14 protein-coding genes and 2 pseudogenes are annotated in these 16,667 nt (G+C 44.8%); 6 read left to right on the top strand and 10 right to left on the bottom strand.

Translation table 11 applies throughout. The features are described from left to right. The first annotated feature begins 140 nt into the window (after positions 1-140). Positions 141-731, top strand: coding sequence for a GNAT family N-acetyltransferase (locus tag DY231_RS24955; RefSeq protein WP_256682739.1), 591 nt, complete (start codon positions 141-143; stop codon positions 729-731). Positions 732-871: 140 nt separating this feature from the next. Here the strand turns inward: DY231_RS24955 and DY231_RS24950 are convergent, their stop codons facing one another. From DY231_RS24950 to DY231_RS25285, 8 genes are all read right to left on the bottom strand, one after another. Next, positions 872-1,285 carry a hypothetical protein gene (locus DY231_RS24950; RefSeq protein WP_256682738.1) on the bottom strand — a complete coding sequence of 138 codons (414 nt, stop codon included), beginning with the start codon at positions 1,283-1,285 and terminating at the stop codon, positions 872-874. A 758-nt stretch (positions 1,286-2,043) separates the two neighbouring features. Continuing rightward, positions 2,044-2,718: a DUF1120 domain-containing protein gene (locus DY231_RS24945; protein WP_115632162.1), complete on the bottom strand. Its 675-nt coding sequence runs from the start codon at positions 2,716-2,718 to the stop codon at positions 2,044-2,046. Next, a complete protein-coding gene (locus DY231_RS24940; RefSeq protein ID WP_115632161.1) occupies positions 2,711-3,235 on the bottom strand; it encodes a DUF1120 domain-containing protein in 525 nt (174 codons plus the stop codon). The genes DY231_RS24945 and DY231_RS24940 overlap by 8 nt, the downstream gene beginning before the upstream one ends. 19 nt (positions 3,236-3,254) lie before the next feature. Then, complete coding sequence (locus tag DY231_RS24935) at positions 3,255-5,723, bottom strand: fimbria/pilus outer membrane usher protein (RefSeq protein ID WP_115632160.1); 2,469 nt, start codon at positions 5,721-5,723, stop codon at positions 3,255-3,257. A 75-nt stretch (positions 5,724-5,798) separates the two neighbouring features. Beyond that, positions 5,799-6,512: a DUF1120 domain-containing protein gene (locus tag DY231_RS24930; protein WP_115632159.1), complete on the bottom strand. Its 714-nt coding sequence runs from the start codon at positions 6,510-6,512 to the stop codon at positions 5,799-5,801. Between the two features lie 11 nt (positions 6,513-6,523). Further along, on the bottom strand, positions 6,524-7,261 hold the full coding sequence (locus DY231_RS24925) for a DUF1120 domain-containing protein (RefSeq protein ID WP_115632158.1): 738 nt from the start codon (positions 7,259-7,261) through the stop codon (positions 6,524-6,526). 35 nt (positions 7,262-7,296) lie between these two features. Beyond that, positions 7,297-8,001 carry a fimbria/pilus chaperone family protein gene (locus DY231_RS24920; RefSeq protein WP_115632157.1) on the bottom strand — a complete coding sequence of 235 codons (705 nt, stop codon included), beginning with the start codon at positions 7,999-8,001 and terminating at the stop codon, positions 7,297-7,299. A gap of 197 nt (positions 8,002-8,198) precedes the next feature. After that, positions 8,199-8,504 (bottom strand): hypothetical protein, encoded by a 306-nt coding sequence (locus DY231_RS25285; protein ID WP_172588760.1) that lies wholly within the window; start codon positions 8,502-8,504, stop codon positions 8,199-8,201. 371 nt (positions 8,505-8,875) lie between these two features. On the opposite strand from DY231_RS25285, the pseudogene DY231_RS24915 reads away from it, so the two are divergent. Beyond that, positions 8,876-9,913: pseudogene (locus DY231_RS24915) on the top strand (IS630 family transposase). A 618-nt stretch (positions 9,914-10,531) separates the two neighbouring features. On the opposite strand, the gene DY231_RS24905 reads toward DY231_RS24915, so the two are convergent. Then, positions 10,532-10,867, bottom strand: a complete 336-nt coding sequence (locus DY231_RS24905) for a hypothetical protein (protein WP_115632155.1) — start codon at positions 10,865-10,867, stop codon at positions 10,532-10,534. Between the two features lie 10 nt (positions 10,868-10,877). Next, the gene (locus tag DY231_RS24900) at positions 10,878-11,174 is read right to left on the bottom strand and encodes a hypothetical protein (protein WP_147295675.1); all 297 of its coding nucleotides are present in this window, start codon (positions 11,172-11,174) and stop codon (positions 10,878-10,880) included. 524 nt (positions 11,175-11,698) lie between these two features. On the opposite strand from DY231_RS24900, the pseudogene DY231_RS24895 reads away from it, so the two are divergent. The 4 genes and pseudogenes from DY231_RS24895 to DY231_RS24880 all read left to right on the top strand — a co-directional run bounded on the left by DY231_RS24895 (position 11,699) and on the right by DY231_RS24880 (position 16,620). Then, positions 11,699-12,828, top strand: a pseudogene (locus tag DY231_RS24895) (IS3 family transposase). Positions 12,829-13,173: 345 nt separating this feature from the next. Next, positions 13,174-13,818 carry a helix-turn-helix domain-containing protein gene (locus tag DY231_RS24890; protein WP_172588759.1) on the top strand — a complete coding sequence of 215 codons (645 nt, stop codon included), beginning with the start codon at positions 13,174-13,176 and terminating at the stop codon, positions 13,816-13,818. Between the two features lie 548 nt (positions 13,819-14,366). Then, complete coding sequence (locus DY231_RS24885; RefSeq protein ID WP_115632152.1) at positions 14,367-15,218, top strand: hypothetical protein; 852 nt, start codon at positions 14,367-14,369, stop codon at positions 15,216-15,218. After that, positions 15,187-16,620: an autotransporter outer membrane beta-barrel domain-containing protein gene (locus DY231_RS24880; protein ID WP_115632151.1), complete on the top strand. Its 1,434-nt coding sequence runs from the start codon at positions 15,187-15,189 to the stop codon at positions 16,618-16,620. The genes DY231_RS24885 and DY231_RS24880 overlap by 32 nt, the downstream gene beginning before the upstream one ends. Positions 16,621-16,667: the final 47 nt, after the last annotated feature.

Below are 16,667 nucleotides of genomic sequence, written 5' to 3'. Positions count from 1 at the left end.
GTTGGTGCACTACGCCATAAACGCCTGGGTATTGCATAACATCAGGAATAAACAATAAAATAATCTGTTAATTTATAGATTATGAGTATAATGTATTTTAAAAACCGACGTCTATATTGAACCAAAGGAAACCTCATCAAATGATGCGTTTTTTTGAAAAAAATCCACGCAATAACAATCCTTTAATAATCAGGTTGTATGAAGAAAGGGAACAGCCTCCTGAAGATGACAGACATGCCATGAATTTCTCATTGATCACTGAAAACAATGTGGAGCTTGCAAGTGGTCGTTGCTCCGCCCAAAGCGAAGAGGGTGAATCAGATTTTCTATACATTTCAGCAATATATGTTAATGGCAACACAAACAACCCAACAATTAAAAAACCTAATATACATTCAGGCCTAGGGCAATTGTTGGTTTTTTCTGCGATAAATTTCGGAAGGGAGAATAACTTAAGAACGGCAATGCTCACTCCGCTTGAGGGAAGCGAAGGTTTTTATTTAAAAATGGGATTTCGTCCGCGCGTTATCGGAAACCCCAACCGGATGAATACTACGTGTAGTTCTTTTGGGGCCAATAACGGGAAGTTAAATTCCCGATGGACGAATCATTTTGCTGAATCCTCATTCCTTCACGACTCATTTCGAGGTCCATGTTGGGTCGGAAATATTTCACTTATTTACCCAGTGCTAAAAGATTATATATTAGAGTCCTGGACAATAATAGAATGAAATCATAACACTGGGATGAAGATACTAGAAAGCAAGTGATACAAAATCGGGACAATAGAAATATTGCCCCGATGGTTTGATTCCCAAATCAGTTTTCAATATATTTAATTGGTCGTGTAGCTACCTTTTCCTGCGAAACACTATAAATGAAAACTATCATAGAGATGACGTTCAATGGCAGTTAATTTGTTTCGGTCGTAGTTACCGAAAAACAATGGACCTCCAATCATGTTTACTGCCACACCACTTGCCGTGATGGCTGCCGATTTGAAATCACCAACTTTTAGTGCATCAAAAGTGTCGCGAGCGAAAACCTTGGATTCCGAAAGCGATGCCGAAGTTTCGTAAAGATGCCCATTCGCAACGGCATTTAAATTGTGTGAAATACTTCGATACGCCTGCTCAGAGATACCTACATTTGCAGACCTCAGCATTTGGTTAACACAGTAGACGGCTTGAGAATAAATTGAAAATTTATTCTCCTGAATTATTTGCTGCTCGAGAAGCCCTCTACGAACAATCCCCTGACCATCGTCACTATAAGGCATAGCCATTTACTCCATGATAAAACAGAATATTGTTGAATTTAAAAAATCTAAATCTTGATGACTATAATATACATCACCTCATTTTAAATGAAACAATATCAAAAATGTGATGAAGTCAATAATATATAAAAATTTATTAGGCATTGTGATTACTTGGCATTCATGCGATCAATTGATATTCAAAAGGTATATTTACAGCTACTGAATTATCTTCCCTCTTATCGAAATGAATTACACGAACTCGAGCTTTGGAATGGGTAAAAGCACAATAGAATGGCTTTATTGAATAAATCGAAATTTTAGCCGAAATCATGATACGACATTGACGCTTAGCCCTGACAACCTTTGGTTCAATGAACCCAGTCGTGCGCTAGTCGGAATAAACCAGCTGATCTGCTGGCCTTTGAGTCCGATGTCTAGCAACTGGTAGAGGGTTTTGGGGTGGAGTAATGTGCTGCACAGCCTAGGGCTGGCAATCATCTGACAGCCAAGGTAAAGCATCGTCAGGTTATAGTTAAATATCTTAAAGCAACTGATCTTTGGCGGGGGCCTCGTCGTGGAGCCACCAGGTAGGGAAAGATAAATTCCTGAAACTGCCGAAGGGTGAGCTGGACCGGAATAGTCTGTCCAGACTGGTTTCTCGCCATAATCGCCGTCAAAGAATGAGGATATTAGGCGAGTCACCAGAACAAACGCAAATCACAGCAGGCACAGGGCTGCAGATAAATTCCAGCCAGCAGGAAAACCCGCTACCCGTTTTTTAATTATAAATAAACAATTTCCAGCGTCGCTGAGCCTGCGAAATCTATTTCACTGCTGGACGATAATTCGTCAAGAGGTGCAATGGTTAAAGCCGCATCAGCTTGAATACTAAAAATCTCCCCAACGGCGATGACATTATTTTGAACCCAGGCCACCTTTTTACCGTCATTACGCATTGTTGGGGCGGTATCGTTGGGGTCCAACAGGCCATTATTAACGATGCCAACCTGAGCTTGTTTACCGTCCACCTGCGCAGAATGGAAAGCGACGTTCCAGACGCCGATGGGTGTATTCGTCTCCGTATATCCAAGACCGAAACGCTGGTCCGTGTCGCTGGGGCTGACGGTCACAGCGGGGGTATCCCATTTCAGACTGCCTTTGTTCAGCACGCTACCACTACTGTTATCAACCGCGTTAAAGCCTATGCTGGTAGGCGCCTCACACTGAATGCTAATTCCACCGGGGAACGACCTGGCCGGAATTTGAGTGGGTGTTTTTGCCGCCAACGTATTCCGGTTAATATTACCAAAATCGAGTGTGTCGGGAGTCGCCAGAATATGACAAGGCGGTGGCTCTGCGGTGGCGGTAAACGAAAGTTGCACCTGAGACGATGCCATGGCGCAAAAACTCGCCATGCTTAACGAAATGAACCAAAAAACCTTCGATTGATTATTCACTGACTAACTCCAGGCTGCCGTTGTTATTCAAAACCTCTTGCCCACTGATATGCTGATCGGCATCGTTCAATGCGGCCACTGCGGTAAGCTGAAACGTTAAGTGTGTGACGAGAATGCCATCAGCAGGGGTGATACCGCGATTGGCCGACAGCGGCAGTTTGCGTCCGTTACCGGATGACGCGCCACCACCTTCTTGCTGATAGGCAAAATTGATGCTGTGACCATCCGCCTGAGCATCGCTGCCTACCAGGATCAGGTGAGCCATGCTCCCCAGTGAAAAACCTTTGCCGCTCGCACTCGCAGGTGCATGGTAAAACAGTGCGACACGCGTGGGTTCCGGGCAGGTCACAGTCACGGTAGAGACTTTTTTACCGATGATATTCTGAGGCTGATTGTTAGCGGCGACAGTCAGGGTTCCCCGGTTAAAGGTACCGAAATCCGTCATAATCTGACTGACATTCAAATCGCACTGTGCCGCGTGGGCTGAAGCGGTGATTGCCGCCAGGCTGCAGCTCAACAGTAACGTACGGAGCCTCTTACAATTTACATTGTGCATCATATGTCTCGTAAAGTTTGTCGGCGTCAGGTTTAGGTGCCAACGTAAATGCCACGTGGCAACGCGGTTGCCCGGAAGACTTCAATACCAGCTGCTGCTCAAGCTGTCCGTCGATTAAAAATACTGTGCCATCGCCACCCACTGTCGTGAGGTAATTATCGTGGCTGTCTGTAACCACATCTCCCCGGTTAGCAAGGTGGCCATTTGCGGTGTAGATACGGATTAATGCTCGTCGGCTGAGTACCGTGCCGAATGTGTAATCCGTGACCGACCCTCGGGCGACGTGAGCAATCTGGATACCGTTATTGATATCCACGTTTTTAGGTAAGCTTTTGGTGACAAGCACCAGTCTTGATTCACCGTATGCATTCATGCCAGAAGAAACGGCGTAACCTTTTCTGTTCGTCCAGACAGACCCTTGTGGCGTCTGTACCTCGCCATTACTAACCCCAGGGATTTGTACGACGGCGAAAGTGTCTTGTACCTGATAAGGGGTGAATAATACCCCCTGTTTGGTTGCGACAACGCCACCGGTTGCGCCCAGAGAATAGGTATTACTATCCTGATCGTAGCGGGAATAACCCAGACTTAATTGCGCAGAATTTGTTATCGCATGCAGGTTGCCATTATACGTGTTGGTATCACCATTGCTGTTCTTATAGGCCGACAGGGAATAATTTACGCGCTCATTAAGGGTTTGATCTAAGGTAATACCCTGATTGGTCGAATCGCCTACCCGGGACATATTTGCCCCAATATGGAATGAACCAAATGGGATGCTCATATTGGCATACACCAGCGACTCAGCATCCGCGCCAGTGTCACGTTCAGCGTTCACGGAAACAGATATGCCTCCGGTAAATGTTTTTGACCACCCGGCAGTCCAGCGGTCAGTCGTCCCGTCATCACCAAACATGGTTGCCCGTGACCAGGCCATATTAATTGAGCCTAATTCACCCAGACGGTACGCCATACCTGCGTTGTACTGTGATTTATAGCGATTGTACTGATCGTTATAATTGTCATCGTCATCCTTACCAGGATGGTCATCTTCGTGATCGACGTCTTTACCGTCGGTCAGGTCGCGATAGCCGCTGTTCTGCAATGTCGCAGATGCCTGAACGGTCAGTTGCTCGCCCACCGGCATGCTCGCTGACACGTTAGACTGCACGCCATTGACATGATTGCGCTGGTCATTCGCGATGGTCAGCTTTCCGGAGAGCGCTAACCCACTTTCCAGCCCGGTGCTAAGTTGCGCCGCGGTGCTTTCATATTGCTGTGCCAGCAAAACGCCGCCGCTAAACATGGCACGGCTGCTGAACGGAGTCGTCATGCTCAGTGTTGCCATTGAGCCTGACACGCCATCGTTATTGTCACTTTCATCCAATTTACCAATCGCCCCGGAAAAGCTGGTTTCCTGCTGGCTAAAATGGTGTGCGAACGACGAGGCCGGTACAACGAAGGTCCGCGTTGAACCATCTTGTTCAATGACGCTGACCTGTAGATCTGCCGTGTTATTCAGGGTGGACAAATGGTCGAGCTGGAAAGGGCCAGAAGGAACCTGGGTGGAATAAATCATTACGCCCGCCTGACGGACTTCCACACGAGCCTGAGTTTGTGCAATACCATTGACGCTGGCACCGCTGCTTTTATTATTTATTAGGGCTTGTTCAGGGGAAAACTGGACCCCGTAAATCTGCGGAGTAGAAAACACACCGCCAGCGATGTTGACTTTACCTGCCTGCATGATGGTTTTGTATTGCGGCAGGGTACGTTGTGCATAGGTGTAAAGCTGATCGAAGGTCTGCTCACCGTCTGTTGAACTGTAGCTCTGACGGCTGCGTATTATCCAGTCATCAAAATTAAACCCAATCTCAGTGTTGGACTGAAAGGTGCTCAATTTATTGTCATTGTCGATATCGCTGTCATCATTACCATCAGACTTTGTATGGTTCCTCATCATCAGCATATCGTAATTGAACAGTGCCGCAGTCCCACCGGTTTGATAACTGCTAATGTCGAGATTGTTAGCGTCTTCTACGGCTTCGGGAGGTAATAATAAGTCTACTTTGTTACTGCCCGGCGATAAATTGATTGTCGCCTGTGGGTATTTAGACTTTAAATCTATACACCGGTCTTCTTCATTTTTTATTGGCTTTATATGCAGACTGGAGAGATCGGCGTTATGCAGGCAAAGTTCACCTTTTTCATCAAAGGTTAATCCCAGTACGGCTTGTTCAGTACCATTAATGACAGGCGTGACTTTACTTACCCCAGGCGAGAACTTAGTCCCTGAGCGAAAATAATCATTCAATGAAGTTGAAAGCCCACGTGCTTGCAGGGTAGTTACGTCAAAGTCGATGTCATCATCTGCATAGGCTACAGGGAAAAGAATTTCTGACAGAAATAAAAATGCACTAACTGTTAAACTAATTTTTTTAAAAGTCATTTAATCTTTCCTAATGTGCGGGATAATAAACAAAATGACTTTTGTTTAGTTTAAAAATAAGGCGTTACTGCCATATTACAAATAGACAACCTGCAAAGTCACTGAGCCATCCATCGACCAGCCTGCCGGGTCTAAATTGTCTGGTGTGTTTAACATCGGCGAGACGATGTAATCCCAGGTGAATACTTTACCGGAAATAATATTCCCCGAGGTGTCAAGAACCTTGCGGACCTGACCGGCTGGGCAATCATTGGCAGAGGCATAGCTCGCCACTTTGGCCGTTTCAGAGTCTTGTGCCATACAGTCTGAAAAGCGTGAAGTATTACCATCGACCTTCAGGTGAATAAAGTCTGCAGTATAGCCGCCGATGGCAACGCCTTTAGCGTCAGTACCCAAACCCAAATACGGTTCAATGTTATTTATCACTTCGCCGTCCTGGTTATATGATCTCCCATTACTAATATTCATGTTTAACACAGATGATTTTCTGTTATCCGTGGTTGAAATACCAATAAGCGTTGGACTGTCGCAGTTAACCGTTAAACCGCTAAGGGTTTTAGCTGGGTAATTAGCAGAACCAATGTATAGCTCATTGGAATCTACATTATTGTAATCAATGTGGCCAAAATCAAGATTACCGGACGTTGCCCCCAGGACCATGGTACAACTGGCTGGCGAGATTTTACCAATGACTTTTAGATTAACGCTTCCGTTAGGTATTTGTGCATAGGCGCTTAAACTACAAGCAAGTGTCAGTACACCAATTGCGATATATTTAATTTCTTTCATTACAGATATCCCTAAATATAAGAAACAGTGAGAGTGATAAGACCGTCAAGGTTAATGTCGCTTGATGTATCCAATGTTTCTTTTGGCGCAATGGCAGCCTGCACGGAATAATCCATGGTAAAGATATTGCCCGAGACAGAGGCTCCGTCAGCACCGACAACGCGGGTGTAGTATTGCGCCCAGTCATCGATAGGCTTAGACAGATAGCCAGTTGTACCAGCTACGGCCCCGCCCATGCCCATCATTGACATATCTGAAAAGTATGCAGCTTTGCCATCAACGGTGGCATTATTGAAGTTTGCCACATAATTTCCGACCGGTTTGCCCACGGAGTCACTGCCTAATCCTAGCAATATAGGGGTTGCACCCGTCGACACCTCGTCACTACCCAACCCACCGGGCAATAATGCTGCTCGTGTTTTAGCGTCTGTACCTGCCAGAGTGCTTGAGGCACGATTATCTATAACTGACAGCTCAATGCCGGCTTTGTCAGGACATGTCACCGTCACCGCATTTGCTAACGTTTTTATTGGAAGGCTGGTCGACGTGCTGTCTTCCAGGCTTGCTGAAGAGATATGACCATAGTCAATGGTGCCATTTCCCCCAAGCGAGACGGTACATGCCGGAGGTGTATACGTCCCCTTCACCGTCAGCTCTCCGCTGGGACCGTCAGATTGTGCCATGGCAGCAGACATTGAGCCCGCCAGCATGGTCGTAATGATTAATTTACTGCTTAGTTTTCCGTTCATGATAATTATCCTGATGTGTGAGTAATTATTTATTCTTAATGGCTGCTTAATTCTGTTTCATAAGGCTTAACAAAATAGCCATATTTATTGGCGGGTGTGATTTGTACCATTTGTGCGCCGGAGACTGTGCCGCGCAGAGTGACATCGCGAGACTGACCGGGAAGAATATAGTTCCCACCCATTGAACCTTTAATATTTTTCGGTAATAACGTAATTTCAGGAGACATACGGATAACGTAAGATCCGGTGTTAGTTACTTTTATGCTGCTCGCATTCACCTGCTGCCATTTTAAATCTTTCCATGGCTCCGGATTATCTTTCAAAGCCGAAGGGTGAATGATTAAAGGGACATTCTGCCGAATGGTAATTTGCAGTTTATCCGCGGATTTATCAGTGGCAGGAATGCCTTCGAAAATAGCACGTTTAAATTGCTCGACATTTTTACCTGGTGTTTTAAGCATGAAACGTACTGTCTGGCTGTCGCCTGGATTAACCCGCACGACAGGGGGCGTAACAATCAGTGACTCTTCTTTATCACCGGGTAAGTTCTCAACCGATGAATAAAGTAATACAGGTTTTGAATCTGTATTTTTAAGCGTCATCACGCCTTCTCCGTCTGCTGTATTTACGATAACAACAGAGGTTTCAAGTTTCATGCCGGAGGCGTGTACAGCCTGAGAAGCAAGGAAGGGGCTACAGCAGACCAATGACAGGCATGCAAGCTTATTTAATTTGCTCATTATTAATCTCTGGATTTATTAAGTTTATATATAACAACGTCGCAGGGTTTGGGAATGCGTCATTTGTCGCAGTTAATGTGTGAAAAATAATATCTAAGAACTTTATTGCAATGCAGTATGGGGTGTATATTAAACCTAATGTAAAAATTGACAAGAGTCTAAATATGGACGGTAAATAGAAATTGTATTTCCATCATTTAGCTAGATAAATTATTTGTATTCAGCTCTTTCATTATCTTACTGGCCCGCCAGCGACTCAACGGAACACCTTTTGCGCTGACCATATCGGCAATGCTCCGGGCCCGCGCAGAGCCATTACTGGTATGATGAACTTCACGAACCAGGCTCAGTATAACGATTTGTTTTGCATCAGGTTTCTGCGGTCGGCTTAGCCAGTACCGATAGCTACAGCGATGGATCCCGAACACATTGCAAATAAAGGCAGCAGGAAGCTGAGTAGTGCCATTTTCAATGCTAATCATCGTCTGTTGGTAAGAAGTCATGGTCAATATCTTTGCGCATGCGCGAAAACTGCCCTCTTTATCATCGTGACAGAATCGTCCCTGATAGCGCTTCCTCATCGGTGATTGGTTGAAATTTATACTCAAATCAAGGCGCTCGATAAAGGCAAAAGTTCGCACTGCGCGTCACTCAGAATACACCCGCACTGCGGGTGCAGATCATAAATGAAGGACATTATTTTCTCCGAACCGGATGGAGACCAACAGACGGTCTACATGTGCCGCTTACGCAGGTAGGAAACTCACGTCTAAATAGCTGCGCCTAATAGTAGATCACTGAAGGGAACTCAATCCGGTTTGAGCGATCTGATCAATCGCCAAACATCACAAACCCTCACTAACCGGACTGAGTTATGCCGATCATAGCACCTATACCTCGTAATGAACGACGCCATATGCACAAAGCCGTGCACAAAACTGCGGATAAAAACCACGCCAGACGCCTCATGGCAATGTTGATGCTACATCGTGGCGAATCTTTGACTCACGTAGCGAAAACTCTTTGCGCAGCCCGTTCTTCCGTCGGGCGCTGGATTAACTGGTTCACTTTATTTGGGGCTGAAGGCCTGAAAAGTCTGCCTCCCGGACGTCAAAGAAAGTAGCCTATGGAAGCAATGCTACGCATGCTCGATTTACTGGTTCAACGTTCACCACAAGATTTCGGCTATCTGCGTTCTCGATGGAGTACTGAGATATTAACGATTGAAATTAATAAACTATTTAATGCGACGTTACATCCAGGCTCGCTTCGTCGCTGGTTACCGGGGGCTGGGATTGTCTGGCACAGAGCGGCTCCGACACTCCATATTCGTGATCCTCACAAAGAGGAAAAACTGGTAGCGACGAGTGCAGCGTTAGAAAAAAACTGTGCCGATCATCCCGTATTTTACGAGGATGAAGTGGATATCGATTTGAATCCAAAAATTGGCGCTGACTGGCAGAAAAAAGGGCAGCAAAAACGCATCCCAACGCCAGGACAGAACCAAAAGCATTACCTTGCAGGAGTGCTGCATGCCGGGACAGGAAGAGTGGATTATGTGAATGGCACAAGTAAAGACTCAGGTTTACTTATCAGGATGTTAAGTCAGTTGAGAAGCACATATCGCAGTGCAAAAACGCTCACGCTAATTGTTGATAACCATATCATCCACAAGAACAAAAAGACGCTGAAATGATTGAAGGAGAATCCAAAATTTATTGTTATTTATCAGCCAGTTTACTCACCGTGGTTGAACAGGATAGAGATTTTATGGCTGGCATTACATGAAACAATCACGCGTAATCATCGCTGCCGGACAATGTGGCAGTTACTGAAAAATGTCAGACAGTTTATGAAATCGGCTTCACCTTTCCCCGGCAGTCAACACGGGTTAACAAAAGTGGAGCGGTAATAGGCGCAGCTATTTAGATAATTTGAACTTTTTTAATCAGCGTTTTGTAAAAACTAACTTTTTTGTATGAAATATCATAATGAGCAGCAATATAATGCTATGAAAAGCACTGAGAAAGGCCGAGGCATATATCTTTTTGAAGTGGGGTTAATACTCGTCGCTTACAAGAGTGGCATGGCTTACTTAGGGGGGGAAACCCAGCGGGTACTTTTCTTATCTAAGTAGTGAGTCAATTTATTAACACTACAATGACGAGAAATGAAAGTAGTTTTTTTTCAAAACAATGAAGTAACTCCTTAAGCTTATGCTCTACAATTTCATCAATAACAATGATTAAAATACTATCTTTTTTTCTGAGTTTCAACAAAGGAAAGCACAGATAGTATGTACCTGCAGGGATGTTTAATATTATAACATCAGCATGCTTAACACTCTCTTCATTAAAATTTTCCGTAAATGTAATTAAACGCCTATCGTTAGTGCTGTAAAAGTAATTGTTGATAATTAATTTAACGCATTCTTTAAAAGAAGAGTTGCTATCTTTTATTAGCACAACCTTCATACCCTAACCAAAAAAACAAAAGTTTCGTAGCTAATACATTTAATTCAAATAGATCATCATTCCATTTCGGAGGATCTGGAGACATTCTGAATATTAACCAATAGTATTGTTAACTCTTTATTGATCAGTGCATAAAGCTCTTCCGCGAATGATGTCGCAATCAGACTCCGGCCTTTTCGGATAAAAAGAGGATCATCAAAATAATCCCTTAATTTATTCAAAGGACATGAGGTGGAAAAAAATGACATATCTATAACATCATATTTCTTCATCATACTGTAATCATTGAACATTTTAACAAATACAGGCAGTAAATTTAAATCCAGTTTTTTATTTTTTAAACCTTGTTTGTTTTTGTTTATCTGCACCAGTTCCTGTCTGAGGCTTTTCATGACGTTAATCCTAGTTGCTGAGAATTCGTTCTAAGGTAATTGCAGCGCCTTTATTTAAAAGCTGCGTTAATCCAATAACGCTACCTGAAGTAGCCTTACCATTTGGTGTGATCATCCTGCTTTTTAATGCTAGGGACGTTTTATGTTCGGTATTGATGCCTATGGTTAAAGTTTTCCCATTGCTCATTGCTTGTGTGCTCGCAACATCCATCACTTCAATAGCGACATGTGTAGTGGTCCCGGTATTGATGTAGTGCTCCGGCACGTCGGGTTCTAGTGACCCGGTTAATGTAACGGTCACGGTCACCGTCGTCACCGTTTCCGGGCACGCCTCGAAATCATCGCTAAACGAGGTCCATGCCGTTGCATCCCCAGCCTTGATAAGGCGCGCCCTTTGCCCAGCTCGACGTTCTGACTAACAGAACCAACAGAAACTGAGCATGCCGGAGCCACAATATTTGCGCTGACGTTCACGCCAGCATCGACAGAGTAAGCACCGGTGGAGATAACCTGCAGGGTAAAAGGAATAGTTCACTACTCCCATTAAGTAATATATTGAAAAGTATCGGGATGTGCACTTAACTCAGATAACACTGAACTCCGTAATCTGCACGCAGTCTAGTGTGCAGAAATATTGCTCGCAACGTCCAATTTAGGACAAACGTCTATTTAAATTATCAACGTATACTGATAAATTAGTTTATTCTGTTCGAGAGCAATTTGAGCCACGATGCTCCTGACGATGTGTGGTGTACACAGCGAGCAGATTGATCTTACCCAACAATAGTGGACACAGCGCTAAGTGAGTAAACTCTTACCCAGAGGTGACTCATGACTAAACCATCAGCAACGAAAAACAAGCCCCGCAAACAACACACGCCCGCCTTTCGTGACGAAGCGCTTAAACTCGCTCAACGTATTGGCGCAGCCGCGCGTGAACTCGGCCTCTACGAATCGCAACTTTATACCTGGCGTAGCAAGCAACAGCAGAGCCTGTCCGCATCCGAACGTGAGCAGGAACTTGCGACCGAAAATGCCGGGCTCAAGCGCCAACTGACAGAGCAGGCAGAAGAGTTGGCCATTCTCCAAAAGGCCGCGACATACTTCGCGAAGCGCCTGAAATGAAGTATGTCTTTATCGAAAAATATCAGGCTGAGTTCAGCAACAAAGCCATGTGTCGGGTGCTCCGTGTCGCCCGCAGCGACTGGTATGCCTGGCGTCTGCATCGTCATCAGATAACCCCGCGTCAGCAGTTCCGTCTTGTCTGCGATAACGCAGTCCGAAAGGCATTCAGTGACGCAAAACAGCGATATGGCGCACCGCGTCTTGCTGATGAGCTTCCGGCGTACAACGTCAAAACCATTGCAGCCAGCTTGCGCCGTCAGGCGCTGCACGCTAAGGCCTCGCGCCGGTTCAGCCCGGGGAGTTACCGTGAGCATGGTCTGCCGGTGTCTGAAAATCTGCTGCAGCAGGACTTTTACGCCTGTGAGCCGAATCAGAAATGGGTGGGAAATATCACCTATCTTCGCACTGATGACTGGCGGTGGTCATTGACCTGTGGTCCCGAGCCGTCATCGGCTGGTCAATGTCGCCACGCATGACGGCGCAACTGGCCTGCGATGCGTTACAGATGGCGCTCTGGCGGCGAAAGCGCCCGGAAAAAGTCATTGTTCATACTGACAGAGGCAGCCAGTACTGTTCAGGGGATTACCAGGCCTTACTGAAACGTCATAATCTGCGTAGCAGTATGAGCGCAAAAGGCTGTTGTTACGACAATGCCTGTGGAAAGCTTCTTTCACTCGCTGAAAGTGGAATGTATCCACGGAGAATACTTTGCCAGTCGGGAAATAATGCGGACTACGGTGTTTAATTATATTGAGTGTGACTACAATCGCTGGCGATGTCACAGCCCCTGTGGCGGACTCAGCCCGGAACAGTTTGAAAATCAGAACCTCGCTTAGGACCGTGTCCACATTACGTGGGTAGGATCTGATAGCACTACTGGGCAGGAAACCAGAAACCAGTGTCATAAATTCAGGGTTGGGTATCCATACCCCAATAAAGATGTAATGCAGATAGGGATTTCGATGTATATATACTTGAAAAATCTGCAGCTTTAATCTAACTTTACTTAATTGTCAACGTCTATGATTGGACAGTAACGCTAATCTCAATTCTGGCAAAGCCGTTTTTCTACTGTCATTAGCGGCAACGTAGATTTGAATATTGTTAACAGGTGACTACGGTTACTTTAATTATATTTTCTCTGTAGATGGATTTTAAACATTATGAAAGGGGAGCATAACATGGAAGATAAAGCATTCACTCCTGGCGAAAAACCGTTCGAGTCCATTCGCCGTCTTATTGATGTATGCAGCCCTCACGGCACATTTGTTGATACGCATTCAGATATGGTCCACGTTAGTTTGACAGGCAATAATGGTGAACAGGTTGTGATAGTGCTTCTTGAAGGGGTGATGAATATTTTCCGCAACTCAGACCAACTGCTTTACGCTGTCGTTTCTGGTCCAACATTCATTGGTGTACTGGCTTCAGGTTACCGTAAGGAGATTAATACTTTCTGCGCGTTAAAGGGAAGCAAAGTGTTAACATTGCCACGCGATACCGTTATCGAGCTGGTCACGAAACACGGTTTGGTTAGAGAATTGATTGATTATTATCGTTATATTATTGACTATCAAAGTTATATTGCGGATTTGATGATAAGTCGTACAACTTATGAAATTGTCTGTGGCTTGTTGCACGAACTCGCCCTGTTACCCATTGAAAGCCGAAAGAAGATTAGTGTCAGCAATTATATTCTTGCCCGAACTCATCTTGCCAGAAGTGGAGTGATGAAAATGTTGGCAGACTTACGTCTTGGTGGTTATATTGAAATACAAAATGGCAAACTAAAAGGAATAATAAAAAACTTCCCTGCAAAATATTAATAATTTTATTTTAACCACTTACACTCAAGCCCTGACTTTATAGCAGGGCTATATTTTTATAAAATCTTTTCACACTCCATAGATAATACACACTTTAACTGAGGAAGAAGTGAAAATGAAACATACTAAATATGTTTAACCACTATTTTGTCGCTCTGACAACCCCCGCTAAAATCTATTAACCCCTGACAATTAAAGCATTAAGAAACCTGTCGCCTTCGATCAAAAATAAATATACCTAACAATTATTCATTCGCGTAAATGATGTTTTTCCGTCATCCTAATCAGGAAAATGATTTCATCAAAAATAAATAAAAATTTAAAATCAATGAAATAGAGAATATCGTCCATTTCTGCACATTGTTTCCTACCTTAAAATCAACATATAATTTCGCCACGCAATTTAATACTTTACTTGTTATTTATATTACAAGGCTACTTCCCAATGAACATCAAACTTATTTCTTTCGGGATATTGGTGACTCTTAATGCATCAAACTCCCAGGCAAGTTTCACCCCAGATATTTCCGCAGAAAATGTTGTTAATAATGAGACAATTGATAATCCCAATCAAACTCAAAAATGTTTATGGCACAATCACAAACTCCATTATTAACGATGGTTCACAGCACATTTATGCTGGCGGAGTTACCAGTGGAATGAATAATGAGGGAGGCACTCAGACTATCGATTCTCTTGGACTCATTTATAATTCAGCCCTTAAAAGCCAGGATGCAGATCTTTTCGTTAGCGGCACCGCCAGTACTATCACCATTAACACAGGTACCATGGACATCCTCAACGGTGGCGTCGTCACCGGTTATGGATCCGTGTTAAATCACCGCTTCGGTGCCGATTATGATACCCACCTCAGCGCAGGCGGAGTGCTTAACACAGGTTCACAAAACGAGCCAGGTCAGATAAATACTGCGCAATCTTTTAATGCCGTTATTGAATCTGGTGGTACACAAAATATTCAAAATGGCGGTATCAGCCAAGGAAGCACAGTACAGCAAGGTGGCACTCTCGTTGTTCAGGCCAATTACCACCCAGAAGATCAGAATATTGCCCCAACGGCGGGCGTAGCAAATAACAGTATCGTTTATGGCGAAATCGATAATCACGGTAGTACGGATAATGACACCGTTGTAAAAGTTGGCGGAAGGTATTCATCCGGGTACGCCCGATCGTCCGATACAAATACCGAAAATATATCAACATCTAACAACTTATTGGTTGAGCAAGGCGGTTATGCCCAACTTTCTGGTTATTCTGCAATCAATAATATGACCGTTGCAGGCATGGTTGACAGCAGAGATCAGTCCAGTCTTGATGACACGGTGATAACATCAACCGGGGCGATGACCGATGACCATAGAGGACGACAGTTACGCCAATAACATTACCAATAATGGCCTGTTAAACATTAAAGCCGTAGACGGCAAAGCGACAGAAGATACTACACCCAGCATCACCGGTGATGTCATAACTAATGCCGGTGCCACGACTTTTGTCTGGGCACATGCAGACATTTCAGCGGCAGATTTCACTGTAGCGGGTAATGTTTACTTCGACGGTTCACACGGTGCCAGCAATTCGCTGAATTACCAAGTTAATTCTCTGGATATGCAGGGTGGCAGCGTCTTTCTCGACCCCACTAATTACAGCTCGTTAACCACAGATACGCTCAGCGGCAGCGGTAACTTTTATATCAATACCAGTATTGGTGAGATGAAAGGCAGCACGATTAATATCACCGGGACTGACAGTGGTAATTTCAATGTATATGCCACCGATTCTGGCGTCAGCCCGGTCAATGATGACCCCTTGCGCGTTGTCACGGCAAATGGCGGGACGGCTGAATTTAAGCTCGCCAATAAAGGTAGCGTCGTGGATGCCGGGACTTATGAATATCACCTGGTTACAGACGGTAACGGTAACGGTAACTGGGATTTGTCCACGGGCTCTACACCGCCAGCACCACCTGAAACTGCGCCAGCGTATACACCATCGACTTCTGCCGTTTTGTCGATGGCGGTCACAGAACCCATCATAAACGATGTGGAAATGCACACCGTCCGCGACCGTGTTGATGCGGTTCGCGATACGTCGCATGATTTAAATGTGTGGGCGCGTTACATCGGCAATAAGCAAAGCGTCAATAATAATGCTGCCGGGTTTTATATGAACCTTAACGGCGTAATGTTGGGTGCAGATGCCAGCAAAGACTTCGCCAATAGCCATCTGACCGTCGGCGGTATTGTGGGTGATACCAATAGCGACGTCGATTTCGACAAAGATGGATCGGGCAATGTTGATTCATTGTCAACGGGCGGCTATCTAAGCTGGATGAATAACAGCGGATACTACGTCGACAGTATCGTGAAAGTGAACAAGTTCAAAGATGGGGTCAATGCCACAATGACCAGCGGTGGTGCCGCTGATGGGGACTACAACCAGAATGGACTCTCGGGGCATCTTGAAGCAGGAAAATACTTCACTTATGACCGCTCGTTCGTCGCCCCTTACGTTGCCGTGACCGGTTTTACTACCGACCATGATAACTATAATTTGTCCAATGGCATGAAAGCTGATGTCAGTAGTGTGAATTCCCTGGTAGTAGAAAGCGGGGTAAATCTTGGCACCAGGATTAACGTTCGCTCTGCTGAGCTCAAACCGTACCTGAAACTGGCGGTGGCATATGAACTGGTGAACGACAATATCGTACAGGTCAATGACGACCGACTGGAAGATAATATGTCTGACGTGACTGGCATATATGATGCGGGTATTAACGCATAGGTCACTAAAAACCTGAATGTAGGTGCCAGTGTACAGTACAATCACTC

Origin of the sequence: Buttiauxella agrestis (genome assembly GCF_900446255.1) — a bacterium.
Taxonomy (GTDB): Bacteria; Pseudomonadota; Gammaproteobacteria; order Enterobacterales; family Enterobacteriaceae; genus Buttiauxella; species Buttiauxella agrestis.
Note: the sequence above shows the minus strand (reverse complement) of the source record. Positions and strands in the feature narration are given on the sequence as shown.

Excerpts from the sequence above, each read along its gene's own strand:
- DY231_RS24955 (WP_256682739.1), top strand. The coding sequence starts at position 141 with ATGATGCGTTTTTTTGAAAAAAATCCACGCAATAACAATCCTTTAATA.
- DY231_RS24950 (WP_256682738.1), bottom strand. The coding sequence starts at position 1,285 with ATGGCTATGCCTTATAGTGACGATGGTCAGGGGATTGTTCGTAGAGGG.
- DY231_RS24935 (WP_115632160.1), bottom strand. The coding sequence starts at position 5,723 with ATGACTTTTAAAAAAATTAGTTTAACAGTTAGTGCATTTTTATTTCTG.
- DY231_RS24930 (WP_115632159.1), bottom strand. The coding sequence starts at position 6,512 with ATGAAAGAAATTAAATATATCGCAATTGGTGTACTGACACTTGCTTGT.
- DY231_RS24925 (WP_115632158.1), bottom strand. The coding sequence starts at position 7,261 with ATGAACGGAAAACTAAGCAGTAAATTAATCATTACGACCATGCTGGCG.
- DY231_RS24920 (WP_115632157.1), bottom strand. The coding sequence starts at position 8,001 with ATGAGCAAATTAAATAAGCTTGCATGCCTGTCATTGGTCTGCTGTAGC.
- DY231_RS25285 (WP_172588760.1), bottom strand. The coding sequence starts at position 8,504 with ATGACTTCTTACCAACAGACGATGATTAGCATTGAAAATGGCACTACT.
- DY231_RS24905 (WP_115632155.1), bottom strand. The coding sequence starts at position 10,867 with ATGAAAAGCCTCAGACAGGAACTGGTGCAGATAAACAAAAACAAACAA.
- DY231_RS24890 (WP_172588759.1), top strand. The coding sequence starts at position 13,174 with ATGGAAGATAAAGCATTCACTCCTGGCGAAAAACCGTTCGAGTCCATT.
- DY231_RS24885 (WP_115632152.1), top strand. The coding sequence starts at position 14,367 with ATGAGACAATTGATAATCCCAATCAAACTCAAAAATGTTTATGGCACA.
- DY231_RS24880 (WP_115632151.1), top strand. The coding sequence starts at position 15,187 with ATGACCATAGAGGACGACAGTTACGCCAATAACATTACCAATAATGGC.